Source organism: Blautia sp. MB18-30, assembly GCF_023669475.1.
Lineage (GTDB): Bacteria > Bacillota > Clostridia > Lachnospirales > Lachnospiraceae > Blautia_A > Blautia_A fusiformis.
Genome location: NZ_JAMOYY010000035.1, coordinates 15269 through 28944 on the forward strand (window position 1 = coordinate 15269; position 13676 = coordinate 28944).

Annotated in this window: 10 protein-coding genes; all 10 read right to left on the reverse strand. The window is 43.3% G+C overall.

Annotated elements, in window-relative coordinates; genetic code table 11:
- Nucleotides 1-94: 94 nt before the first annotated feature.
- Nucleotides 95-901: a hypothetical protein gene (locus NCY57_RS13385; protein ID WP_250789754.1), complete on the reverse strand. Its 807-nt coding sequence runs from the start codon at nucleotides 899-901 to the stop codon at nucleotides 95-97.
- A gap of 2 nt (nucleotides 902-903) precedes the next feature.
- On the reverse strand, nucleotides 904-1446 hold the full coding sequence (locus tag NCY57_RS13390; protein WP_161209728.1) for a helix-turn-helix domain-containing protein: 543 nt from the start codon (nucleotides 1444-1446) through the stop codon (nucleotides 904-906).
- A 209-nt stretch (nucleotides 1447-1655) separates the two neighbouring features.
- Nucleotides 1656-2927 (reverse strand): leucine-rich repeat protein, encoded by a 1272-nt coding sequence (locus tag NCY57_RS13395; RefSeq protein WP_195274548.1) that lies wholly within the window; start codon nucleotides 2925-2927, stop codon nucleotides 1656-1658.
- Nucleotides 2928-3022: 95 nt separating this feature from the next.
- On the reverse strand, nucleotides 3023-4345 hold the full coding sequence (locus tag NCY57_RS13400) for an alpha-L-fucosidase (RefSeq protein WP_178688346.1): 1323 nt from the start codon (nucleotides 4343-4345) through the stop codon (nucleotides 3023-3025).
- Between the two features lie 67 nt (nucleotides 4346-4412).
- Nucleotides 4413-5879: an alpha-L-fucosidase gene (locus NCY57_RS13405; RefSeq protein WP_237972654.1), complete on the reverse strand. Its 1467-nt coding sequence runs from the start codon at nucleotides 5877-5879 to the stop codon at nucleotides 4413-4415.
- Nucleotides 5880-6061: 182 nt separating this feature from the next.
- The gene (locus NCY57_RS13410) at nucleotides 6062-6775 is read right to left on the reverse strand and encodes a lysophospholipid acyltransferase family protein (RefSeq protein WP_021651689.1); all 714 of its coding nucleotides are present in this window, start codon (nucleotides 6773-6775) and stop codon (nucleotides 6062-6064) included.
- 23 nt (nucleotides 6776-6798) lie between these two features.
- Nucleotides 6799-7428, reverse strand: a complete 630-nt coding sequence (locus NCY57_RS13415; RefSeq protein ID WP_021651690.1) for a hypothetical protein — start codon at nucleotides 7426-7428, stop codon at nucleotides 6799-6801.
- 15 nt (nucleotides 7429-7443) lie between these two features.
- Nucleotides 7444-9996, reverse strand: coding sequence for a DNA gyrase subunit A (gyrA, locus tag NCY57_RS13420; RefSeq protein ID WP_173723259.1), 2553 nt, complete (start codon nucleotides 9994-9996; stop codon nucleotides 7444-7446).
- Nucleotides 9997-10010: 14 nt separating this feature from the next.
- Complete coding sequence (gene gyrB / locus NCY57_RS13425) at nucleotides 10011-11936, reverse strand: DNA topoisomerase (ATP-hydrolyzing) subunit B (protein ID WP_015526581.1); 1926 nt, start codon at nucleotides 11934-11936, stop codon at nucleotides 10011-10013.
- Between the two features lie 348 nt (nucleotides 11937-12284).
- The gene (locus NCY57_RS13430; RefSeq protein WP_173740103.1) at nucleotides 12285-13274 is read right to left on the reverse strand and encodes a 3-isopropylmalate dehydrogenase; all 990 of its coding nucleotides are present in this window, start codon (nucleotides 13272-13274) and stop codon (nucleotides 12285-12287) included.
- Nucleotides 13275-13676 lie beyond the last annotated feature (402 nt).

Consider the following 13676-nt stretch of genomic DNA (forward strand, 5'->3'; position numbering starts at 1 on the left):
CATTTTTTCTACTATAAAAACCTGGCAGCTGCACATGTGAAAACTTTTGCACCTGCTTTATTACCAAAATGCCAAGAATACGACGCACAGTTATTCAAAATAAATATCTGTACTTTCTTCTCCTGTTCATAATAATCTCAAATACTCTTTCTTTATATTCCTGCGGATAATAACTTTCCATATCCAATATTTCTTTTACGTCTTTTTTAGTAAATTCCAGACTTATCTGCTGACCATACAATTCTTCCGCAATCTCGATCTGCTCATCAAAATCTTCACACAGAGTTTTCGATCGTGCCTCCTCCATCAGATTATTTATGTTTTCTTCCATCGGATAATCCATCTGTATATCTGATAGCAGTCCTGCACCGTTATCAAATATTGGACATAAATGATATTTTTCTTCTGCATCCATTAAAACTCCAATATTATGCATATGCCGATCTTCATTCATAAAAAATGTATCAATTGCCAGGATCTTACTCATATACTTTCCAAAATCGCTAATTCCCGTAATGCGTTCCGTCTGATCTACTATAAATTCCAGTCTTTCCGAATGTTCTGGAATCGTGAATAATTTTTTATAAAGACTTTCATTATAAAATCCATAAAAAAGTCTTTCTAATGTAATAAGCTGCCATCCCTCAGGCAAAAAATTTTCACTTTTACATCCCAGATATTTTCTTCTCTTATAATTAATCTCTTCTGTTTTATATAAAACATACTCTTCCTGTTTCAGCGAAGATTTTTCCAGCAAACGTGAAACAACATATTCCACCAATCCCTCATATCCCATATAATCAGCTTTATACCATACATTATTCCTGCACCATTTCAATTGGTTTCCTTTTGACGATTGTCTGTCATTTGTTTTGATATCCTGTTCAAAAAGCTGTACCATCTTTACCTCTCAATCCTGATCCAGAAATCATCCTCTGCCATTCTTCCTTCGGTCTTTTCTATGATCATAAACGGATCATAGAATGGCAGATTCAAATCTTCTAATACCAATTTTATTTTGTCTCGTTGTCTCGGGAAACAACGAGATTCCAGAAATTCCTCGTATTCTTCAAAGGTTGGTTTTTCATTTCGGCCAAATGCTTTTTTAATAAAATTGTTTGTATAATTATATATTTTTACTTTTCTGCTTCTCTCATCCACATCAATAATCGTACATATTTCTCTCTTAAACATGTACCATAAACGTATCGGATATTCTTTTTCCGGCACGCGGAGGTTTTCCTCAATCTGAGGATACTCATTTAAAATATGAACTAATGTCGTAATCGGTCCTGTAATATCCCTATTTTCACTTTCCCATCTTTCTATTGTTTTCTGAGATACATTTACTAACTTTGCAAAATCTTTTTGTGTAAGCTTCAATTTCTTCCTTAAAATTCGTATATCTTCTGCCCGTATCGAATGTTTCACAGCATATCCTGTCATTTTAGATTCCCCCTTTTTTATTAATATACCCTTATTTTAAGGGTATAACAAGCTATTTTATTCCTTATTTTAAGGGTTTTCTATATTTATAAAAAACCCGGCAGCTGCACATGTGAAAACTCTCCATGTTTCATCTGCCGGGCTTCTGTTTTTATTTTCTTTTGTATTCTTTCACTGTTATGGCGATTTTACGTACGCCTGCTTCATCGTTACTTCACCGTTATCTTACAGTTCAGTTTTTTCGCTCCGCTCTGCACGGTGATCACGGCCGTCCCTTTTCGGATTCCCTTTACAACACCTTTGGAATTTACCGTAGCGATCCTGCGATCCGAGGAACGGAAAAGAATCTTTTCGTCGCTGTAATACGGCACGGTCACTGCCTGGATCGTATATGTTTTTCCACGAAGTATGGTTTTTGTTTTGGGCACGCCGGTCATCTTTGCGGTCCTTACTGCGGCAGTATTGTTCAAAAAACGGAACCCTTTTTTCTTTGCGTAAGTCTGAGCAGTAGAACCCTTTTTTCCGGCAATGACAAAAGTTTTATTTTTTCCACTATTGAAATTATAGCCGATCGCTTCTTTTTCTATCACTGTTTTACTGTTGAGGATCGTAATCTTTTTCATTGCCAGGCAATCATAAAAAGCATGGCTTCTGATCTTTTTCACACTGGCAGGTACTGTAATATTCCCCAGTTTTCGACAATTACTGAATACACCGTTCCCGATCTCTGTAAGCTTCTTCGGCAACGACACCTTTCTGAGATCTGGACAAAAAGAAAACGCACCTTCACCAATAACCGTAACACTGTCCGGAAAGCTTACTCCTGTCAAACCGCAATGCCGAAAGGCCGCTCTTTCTATCCTGGAAACGCCCTGTCCAAGCGTAACCTTTTTCAGCTTCATATCCGCCTCAAATAACGATTCCGGTAATATTTTCACACTTCCCGGAATGCTGACAGATTCCAGATTGTTACAGTAACTGAAAGCATATTCATCAATTTTTGTCACAGTTTTCGGTACATCCAGGCTCATAAGCTTACTCTGGTAAAAAGCATATGCACCAATGCTTTTCAGTCCATCAGGAAGCTTGATCCTGGTGATCGCAGTATCTCCAAATGCTCTTACTCCAATACTCCGCAGAGTTCCCGGCAACGAAATCCTCTTCATATTTCTGCAGTCTGAAAAGGTTCTGTCACCGATTCCCGTGATCCCAGATGCAACGGTTACCGTTTTTATCGTTGCTGATCTGTATGAAAAATCATCGGTAACCTTAACCTCCCCTTTTCCCTGTATCTGCAGGTTTCCATTGGAGTACAACCGGTAAACAGCTTTGCTTCCACAGGAGCCCTTCGCAACAAGCTTTGCAGTGCTCTGCACACCTGCTGCCGATGCTTCCTGTGCATGTACAGCCACAGAAGATACACAGGACCCTGTCAGGATCATTGCCGTTGATAACAGTATTGCGATTTTTTTCCCAAACATAAAAGCTCCCTCCCTGAGAATCGATCGGATATCCACGATCTTCTCCCATGCAGCACCAAAAGGACCGACATACATCCGGTCCTCATGTTCATCATTTAGAATCTGTTGGTTAATCCAACCACATACATATCTTCTTTATATTCCGGAATCTTCACAAGAAGTCCTTCTGCAGTATCTTCAGTTTCTACCTTCACTGCCGGATCAAATGGTCTCAGCGCTCCGTGATAGCCCTTGATCAGGAATTCATTGGCGCCTTCCTTCAGATGATCTGCAAACACATTCAGATTTCCGTCTTTCTGTGTATAATGGAGCTCGATTCCACTCTCAAGCAGCTCAGATTCACGGTCACTGCAGCGTGTTCCGTAAATACCGTCATGGTTTACCTTCAGCCATGCACCCAGGATCTTCAGTCTTCTTACCTGCTCCTCCTGGATAGTTCCATCTGCCTTTGGGCCGATGTTCAGGAGAAGATTTCCGTTATTTGCCACTGTTCCGACAAGAAGTGAGATCAGATCCGGAACAGAAATCAGCTTGTCATCGCCTTCGTTGGCATTATAACCGAAGGATAAGCCCATTCCACGGCACATCTCCCATTTCTCATTTCTGTTTACAGAACCGGATTTATATTCCTTAGTAAGGAAATCGTGATAACGTCCGTTGAAACGGTCATTTACCACACCCTCCGGAACCTTATTGTAATAATGTGCAAAGAAATACGGCATCATCTCTTCACTCTGTGTCGGCCATCCGATATCATTCCAGAACACACTCGGTGCATAATCATCTACAAGCTCTTTCATCTGATTATAGGAATAATCTGCATATGCAAATGTCGGGCTGGCTGTTCCAAACAGATCATCATCCTCAAAAATAGGATCGTTTGCATACTGCCAGTCGATCAGTCCGGAATAATACAGGCCCATGCGGATTCCTGCGTCACGGACAGCTTCTGTCAGCTCACCGGTGATATTTCTCTTCGGTCCCATTTCTACGGAATTGAAATGTGTATATTTACTTGGGAACAGGCAGAATCCGTCATGATGCTTGGTTGTCAGAACAACATACTCCGCACCTGCTTCTTTGAAGATCTCTGCCCACTGCTTCGGATCCCAGTTTTCAGCTTTCCACATAGGAATAAAATCTTCGTATTTGAAATCTTTTCCGTATTTTTCTATATGATGCTTATATGTAGGGCCTTTTCCAATATTCAGAGAATTGTAATACCATTCTGCATACGGATTATCCGCAAACCATTCCTTGGAATCAACCTCTCCCAACTCCCATGTATGCGGTGCAAATGCCGGCACGGAATAAATTCCCCAATGGATAAAAATTCCAAATTTACAATCCTCATACCATTTTGGAACTGTGTGTGCATTTACAGAGTTCCAGTTTCCTGTGAATCTTACATCTCCCATAATTAAAATACCTTATCCTTTCTGTCCTTTCAAAAAGACATTATAATTTACTTGCTTCCCCCAACAGCTATTCTACTGTGATCTTCAATACCACCGGCATATCTCCCGCCTCAATAACCCCTCTTCCGCAGGAAATATCCAGTTCTTTATTTCTCGCAAATGCCGGATGCAGATCTGTTCCGAGGATCTCAATATCCCGGATCGTGGATTTCAAAAGCTTCATATCATTGCCAAGAGCTTTGATATGGATCTCTCCATCCTCCGGCCAGTGCAGAACAGTCGCATAAATATGATTGCTCTTACTTGTAAAACGGATATCCTCAGAAGTAAAGTGCTTATCATAGGTATCCGTGAAATGTCCCTCCGGAACCACCGTCGGTCCCTCTCCGAATATCTTCCAGTATCTGGTTCCGTATATCGCCTCTCCGTTTACCTTCAGCCATTTTCCCATTTCTCTCAGGATATGTGCATCCTCTTCCGGAATTGTTCCATCCGGCTTCGGTCCAATATTAAGAAGAAGTGCACCATTTTTGCTGACTACATCGATCAGATCCAGCACTACATCGGAAGGCTTCTTATAATCATTTCCAATGGTATAGCCCCAGGAGTTCTTAGCTACAGACGTATCATTCTGCCACAGATCCGGTGTGATATGATCTAACTGACCTCTTTCCAGATCATTCACTGCGCTGCCATAAACATATGCGTCAAATTTGGCATCAATAGCTGTTTCTTTTCCCCACTGTGCAGAACGGTTGTAATAATATGCTGCAAATTTACGAAGATACGGTTTCCATGCATACTGCTGGATCCACCAGTCAAAATACACAATGGATGGCTGATATTTATCCACGATCTCGCAGGTGCGGACAAGCCAGTCCTGCATATGTTCCTCTGTCGGAGGATTGTCATAAATATCACTCATATCTCTGGTGATTCCTGCTGCCGGCCCATAAAGATCCGCATATTCCGGATCATTGACATCAGCCTCCGGGATCTGACGACCTCCATTAAAGAACCAGTAATGCTCTGCTCTGTGAGAAGAAGCACCGAGAACCATTCCCTCTTTCTCAACCTCTGTCTTCAGCTCTCCGAGAATATCTCTTTTCGGTCCCATCTCAGCAGCGTTCCAGCGACAAAGGTCACTGGCATACATCTGAAACCCATCGTGATGCTCCGCTACCGGAACTACGAATTTCGCCCCCGCCTCTTTAAATAATGCCGCCCATTCCTTCGGATCAAATTTCTCAGCCTTAAACTGAGAAATAAAATCCTTGTAGCCAAATTTATCCAGAGTTCCGTATTTCTCTGTATGATGCAGGTTCTCCTTAGAGCCTTTCACATACATATTTCTGGGATACCATTCATTTCCGAAAGCCGGAACACTGTAAACACCCCAGTGGATAAAAATTCCGAATTTATCTCTTGCATACCACTTCGGCGTAGGATGCTCACAGAGAGAATCCCAGGTATCCGTGTACGGTCCCTGTGCGATCACCTCATCGATCAGAGAAAGGTATTCTTCTTTTTTCATCTGTTCGTCCTCTTTACATCTTTTATTTATATTGTATGGATGCCTCTATGTTATCATCAAACCTTTTGGTTGTATATGCCCAACAATTCACAAATAAAACGTTTCGTTTTTACACAAAACATACAACAAAAAAAAGACCTTGATGATGTTTTTGTTCCAACTTCATCAAAGTCTTTTCTTTTTTACATAATATTCTCTTCGATCACCTTTTCGATCCGTCTCTTCACTTCTTCTGCGAGCTCTGTGGTATGCATATCTTTGTATTCCTCATAATACATCGGAGGAAGGATATGCACCTGTACGGTGATCCTCTCTGTAGAACCGGTATCAAAAGCCTTAAAGGAATCGATCAGTGCAACCGGAACGATCGGGCATTTCGTCTTGGTGGCAGTCTTGAAGCTGCCGCCCTTGAACGGCCCCGGATGATTTCCGTTTTTACTTCTGGTTCCCTCCGGAAAGATCAGATAATTACGACCAGCCTTCACTTCCCGTATTACATTGACAATGACCTGCATGGACTGCTTCAGGTCTTCCCTGTCAATGATAAAGGCCTTCATACAGGCAAAAACCTGCTTCAGAAAAGGAATCTCTCCAACTTCCTTCTTGGCAACTACCGAAAAAGGAACCGGGCATGCCCGGATGATCGCCAGCACATCAAACAGTCCCTGGTGATTCGGAAAAAACATAAATCCCTTTTCTTTTGGGATATTTTCAGCTCCATGCACATCAATATGGATATTTCCGCCTTCAATGGCATGCTCATCTACCAGTCTCAGGAATGCGTATTTCTTCTCTTCCGGATAATCATCTGTATGCGCTGCATACCAGCAAAGCTTGATCCACCAGTAAGGAACAAAGACTATATTTCTGAGCACCATCAGCAAAATCCGCTTCATTCTTACATCCTCCCGCCTCTGCTTTATCCGTTCAGTTTCCCTGCGATCTTATCCTCGTATCCCGGATTCTTTTTCAGAAAAACCTCATAAGCCTTTGTATAATCTGTATAGGTTTTCGTAGTCATAAATTTCTGATAATCCTTGGCAGCCTGCTGGCTGATCTTATCTGAAATCTCAGAAGGTGCATACAGATAATACTTTTTGTCCTGGACCTTTACAAGATAGGTACTGATACATGGATATTCCTGCTCGTTCTCCAGAACAAGATTATAGCGGATATAAACATAAGAATAATTTTTGTTTTCAGAAATGGAGCCACAGCTGTCGATATTTACATCCTTTACTCCATGGGCCTGAAAATATTTTATCGTGGAGGAAATCTCTGTTTTCGCCTCATCCGATAACTTATCCGCACTGTAACAGCTCTGCATCTTTTTATTCTTGCCTGCTGCTGCCGCTTTGATGTAGCCTTCCACAACCCCCTCCGGAGTTCTGTGGCTGATCTTTCCGCAGCCCCTGGCCGCCAGAACGATCACCAGCAGGATCAGAATGATCCCCGCCAGTGTCGCAATGTGGACAAAATTCAGTTTTTTATTAGAGTATTTCAGCTTCTTTACTGATTTTTTTCTGCGTTTTTTCTTTGTCGTCGTCATGACTTATCCTCGACCTTATTCCTCTTCACTGCCTGTGACAGCTTCCTCTGCAGAGCCTTCTTCGTTATCGCCGGTTTCTCCGTCAGCTTTTTCGGTAGTTGTATCTGCTTCCGGATCTTTATCTCTTACCTTGGCGATACTTGCAACGGTTACACCCTCTGTAAGATTGATCATCTTCACACCGGAGGTGATCCTTCCAAGAACAGAGATATCCGCACACTGCAGACGGATAATGATACCCTCTGTAGTGATCATCATGATCTCGTTCTCTTCGTTGACAGCCTTGGCGCCAACAACATTTCCGGTCTTCTCGGTGATCTTGTAGCACTTCACACCCTTACCGCCACGGTTCTGGACAACGAACTCACTCATAGCTGTACGTTTGCCCATTCCGTTCTCGGAAACTACAAGCAGATAATCTCCCTGAGTGTTCAGCTGCATGGCAACAACTTCATCACCGTCAGTAAGATTCATACCTCTTACTCCCATGGACGCACGGCCTGTGCTGCGGACATCCGTTTCCTTAAAGCGGATACACTGTCCGTCCCTGGTCACAAGAATAATATCTTTATTATTATCAGTAGCCTTAACCTCGATCAGCTCGTCATCATCACGAAGAACGATTGCTGTAAGACCTGTCTTACGGACATTCTCGTAATCCTTGATCGGAGTTTTCTTCACAAGGCCTTTCTTGGTGGCCATCATCAGATAATGACCCTCTTCATATTTACGAAGCGGGATCACAGCTGTGATCTTTTCTCCCGGTGCAAGCTGCAGAAGATTGATGATCGCAGTTCCTCTGGCTGTACGACCGGCCTCCGGGATCTCATATGCCTTCAGTCTGTATACACGTCCTGTATTAGTAAAGAACATGAGATAATGGTGCGTCGTCGTCATCAGAAGCTCTTCGATATAGTCATCCTCAATCGTCTGCATACCCTTGATTCCTCTGCCACCACGGTTCTGGCTGCGGAAGTTGTCAACGGTCATACGCTTGATATAACCAAGCTTTGTCATTGCGATCACTGTATTTTCTCTCGGGATCAGATCCTCTGTAGAGATATCATATACATCGTATCCGATGGAAGTCTTTCTGTCATCGCCGTATTTCTCTGCAATGGCAAGGATCTCCTCACGGATCACCCGGAGAAGGAGCTTGCGGTCAGCAAGGATTGCCTGGAACTTGCGGATCTTCTCCATAAGCTCTGCATACTCAGCCTCCAGCTTCTCTCTTTCCAGACCTGTCAATGCACGGAGACGCATATCCACGATCGCCTGTGCCTGCACATCTGTCAGCTCAAAACGGTCGATCAGCTCCTGCTTGGCGATCTGTACGTTGCGGGAACCACGGATGATGCGGATCACTTCGTCAATATTATCAAGTGCCTTCAGAAGACCCTCCAAAATATGGGCTCTCTCCTGTGCCTTATTAAGATCATACTGTGTTCTTCTGCGAACTACATTCTCCTGATGCTCCAGATAGTACTCCAGCATCTCTTTCAGATTCAGAACCTTCGGTTCCATACTTCCATGATTTGGAACAAGAGAAAGCATGATCACACCAAAAGTATCCTGCAGCTGTGTATGCTTGTAGAGCAGATTCAGGATCACGTTGGCATTGGCATCCTTACGAAGATCAATACAGATTCGCATACCCTCACGGCTGGAATGGTCGTTCAGGTCTGTGATCCCGTCGATCTTTTTGTCACGGACAAGCTCTGCGATCTTCTCGATCAGACGTGCCTTGTTTACAAGGTACGGGAGCTCGGTAACCACGATACGGGATTTACCGTTTGGCAAAGTCTCGATATTTGTCACCGCACGGACACGGATCTTGCCACGTCCGGTACGGTAAGCTTCCTCGATCCCTCTCGTTCCGAGGATGGTCGCTCCTGTAGGGAAGTCCGGTCCCTTTACGATCTCAAGAAGCTCCTCCATAGCCGTTTCTCTGTCTTCTTCTACAATGTTGTCAATGATCTTAACAACTGCATTGATAGTTTCACGAAGGTTATGCGGCGGAATATTGGTTGCCATACCTACCGCAATACCTGTAGTACCGTTTACCAAAAGGTTCGGAAAACGTGCCGGAAGCACAACCGGCTCACGCTCTGTTTCATCAAAGTTCGGCTGAAAATCAACCGTATCCTTGTTGATGTCAGCAAGCATCTCCATGGATATCTTGCTGAGACGTGCCTCTGTATATCGCATGGCAGCCGCACCGTCACCATCCACGGAACCAAAGTTTCCATGTCCGTCAACCAGCGGATATCTTGTGGACCATTCCTGAGCCATATTGACCAGCGCACCATAGATGGAGCTGTCACCGTGCGGATGATATTTACCCATGGTATCACCGACAATACGCGCACATTTTCTGTGTGGCTTGTCAGGACCATTATTCAGCTCGATCATAGAGTACAAAACTCGGCGCTGTACCGGCTTCAGACCGTCTCTTACATCAGGCAAAGCTCGTGAGGCGATAACACTCATGGCATAGTCGATGTAAGATTCCTTCATCGTTTTTTCCAGATCCACTTCGTGGACTTTGTCAAAAATATTATCTTCCATTCTTTTTTATTCTCCTAGATATCAAGATTCTTAACGAATCTTGCATTTTCTTCGATAAATTCACGTCTTGGCTCTACCTTGTCTCCCATAAGAGTGGTAAATGTCAGATCGATCTCAGATGTGGCAGCTTCGTCCATGGTCACGCGGAGAAGGATTCTCTTCTCAGGGTCCATAGTAGTCTCCCAGAGCTGCTCGGCATCCATCTCACCCAGACCTTTATAACGCTGGATCTTATTGTTTCCGTCACGTCCGATCTCGGTAAGGATATTGTTCAGCTCATCATCGTCATATGCATACCATACCTTTTTGTTCTTCTCCACTTTATAGAGAGGAGGCTGCGCCAGATATACATATCCCTGCTTGATCAGCTCCGGCATGAAACGATACAGGAAGGTCAGAAGCAGTGTTGCGATATGTGCACCGTCAACATCGGCATCGGTCATAATGATGATCTTGTGATAACGAAGCTTGGAAATATCAAAATCCTCATGGATTCCGGTTCCGAAGGCAGTGATCATTGCCTTGATCTCTTTGTTTCCATAAATCTTATCCAGACGTGCCTTCTCAACATTCAGGATCTTACCACGCAGTGGAAGAATCGCCTGTGTGGCACGGTTTCTCGCCGTCTTGGCAGAACCGCCCGCGGAATCTCCCTCTACGATATAGATCTCACAGTTCTCCGGATTCTTGTCAGAACAGTCTGCAAGCTTTCCAGGAAGTGACATACTGTCCAGTGCGGATTTTCTTCTTGTAAGGTCACGTGCCTTTCTGGCTGCCTCTCTGGCTCTCTGTGCAAGAACAGATTTCTCAACGGTAGCCTTGGCAACTGCAGGATTCTGCTCCAGGAAAATCTCCAGCTGTTTACTTACAACACTGTCTACCGCACCTCTTGCCTCACTGTTTCCAAGCTTCTGCTTGGTCTGACCCTCAAACTGCGGATTCTCGATCTTAACACTGACGATCGCAGTCAAGCCCTCACGGATATCATCACCGCTTAAGTTCGGCTCACTGTCCTTGAGAAGCTTGTTCTTACGTGCATAATCATTAAATGTATTGGTGATCGCATTACGGAAACCGGTAATGTGTGTACCGCCCTCCGGTGTATTGATATTGTTTACAAAGCCATAGGTGTTCTCTGTATAGGAGTCATTATGCTGCAGCGCAACCTCTACAGACACGCCGTCTTTCTCACCCTCACAGTAAATGATTTCCGGGTAAAGAGCCTCCTTGCTTCTGTTCAGGTAGCTTACAAACTCACGGATACCACCCTCATAGTGGAATACCTTCTCGCGCTCCTGTCCCTCTCTCTTATCCTCCAGAACGATGCGAAGGCCCTTAGTCAGGAAAGCCATCTCACGAAGTCTCTGTTTCAGGATATCATAATCATAAACAGTCTCCTCAAAGATCTCCTTGTCCGGAAGGAAATAAACCTTCGTTCCTGAAAGCCCCGGATCACAGTCACCTACCACCTTCAGCGGGTACATAGTCTTGCCACGCTCATATCTCTGTTTGTATTCCTTACCCTCTCGGTAGATGGTAACCTCCAGCCATTCGGAAAGTGCATTTACAACAGATGCACCAACACCGTGAAGACCACCGGAAACCTTATATCCTCCACCGCCGAACTTACCGCCTGCGTGAAGAATGGTAAATACAACCTCAACTGCCGGAATACCAGCCTTATGATTGATACCAACCGGAATACCACGACCATTATCTGTAACTGTAATGGAATTATCCGGATTGATATCTACATGGATCTCCGTACAAAAACCAGCCAGCGCTTCATCGACTGCGTTATCCACGATCTCATATACGAGATGATGAAGTCCACGGCTGGAGGTACTTCCGATATACATTCCAGGCCTCTTACGTACGGCTTCCAGTCCTTCCAGGATCTGGATCTGATCCGCGCCGTATTCTGTATTCTCTGCGCCCATGTCATTCCTCCTGTTCTTGTCGTCCGGACGTGTTTGAAAATTCATTTCTGCAGAACCATAGCAGCTTCAGAAATCATTACATCAAATCCTGAGCAAGATAAACTGATCTGTTAATTTCAGGAAATACTGTATTTTCATTTTGCAGAAAGCAATTCTCAAACCCGCTCCGGAAGTGTCATTTATACCTGTAAAATAAATATTTTTTACATACGAATACAGAGTTTATTATAGCACAAAAAAGCCTGTATTTCCACGCAAAATCATAGGAAATACAGGCAAAAAAGTATCTTATTAAATGCAATCCCAAAACACAGCACAATATGCTCTTAAAACATATGGAATATTCAGCTACTCCGGCAAAAGCCCAAATTCCTTTAACAATTTCTTCTGGTATTCCGGATCTGCTGCCGATCTTATAATATCAGACGTCCTCCCCAGCTCAGCAAGGCAGAGGATCAAACTATTAATACTATGTTCTCCCTGCTGCATTCCCTGTTGCATTCCCTGCTGTATTCCCTGCTGCATTCCCTGCTGCATTCCCTGCTGCATTCCATCCTTTATTCCATCCTGCATTCCAATTCCATACCCTTCATCATAGCCAGCCTGTAAACTTTTTCTTATCTTTTCCTCGATCTGATCCTGTATGATCCGATTTAATGCTTCACACATACAATCCGCCTCCCTGAATTTTTCTTCATTAGCCCTTACGATCATCTGCATAACTGATTCGTACAAAGGATTTTTCTGCTTTTCTCTGTATTCATTGAGAAGTCGTTTCATATCTTCCTTATCTTTTATTCTATCAGTCAGACTTCTCAGCCACAGATTTTTCTTCTTCGACAACTGCTCTGTTACAATGACCTGGATTGGGATCTTAGATCCTGTTACGTAATAAATTCCTTCTTCCATCTTTTTTACCCGGCATTTCCAAAACTCCCTCAAATGACGGAGCATCTTCCGGGGATATGCCCTGCTTACCAAAGAGATCGTAATCTCCTCAATTGGGATTTCATCCTCAGTTACCGTATCCGCTTTATAAAAAAATGCATATCCACACACCTTATAAAAATCATTGATGCTTATATAATCCGTCGGACTCTTATACTCAATGATATTATATTTTCGGAAGATCCTTCCTATGTTTTTATTAATGGGGATATCTGATTTCTTTTTGATCACAAGCGCATCGATCTCCATTGGTTTCGTCCCAAGCTGATGCTCATTCTCAAAAATCAGATTCTCCCTTTCTGCCTCCAGTTCTATCTGGATATCAGCAAAAAATGCAGGATGCCACTGCCGCAGGTTAGAGCTGTTTGTTCTGTTATTGTTTACGATCATACACGACTCCTCTGTTTTGATCTCAAGGAGCCTCATCTGAAAACTCCTGCTGAAAAATGGAAAAAAGCATGAATTTTCTGAGATGACAGGCAATCTGCCTGATATATGAAATGTAATAGAAAAATAAGATTATTTTTAGAAAATATGCTTTTACAGCATTTCCATAGAATCCCGGAACTGCTTTTTATTTTTGATAAGATCAGCTTACCACAATATGGTCTATACTGCAAGCAAATCATTTCGACAAAATCCGCACAGTACTTTTTATTACCACATTGACACTCCCCACAGCTAAAGCAGGGGGATTCTTGCTTCTCCCACTACTGCATTGGCAAACACCTTACGGTACTGCAATGTCTTACACAGTGTCCACAAGCTATATTTATACTGTTCCCGTATGCC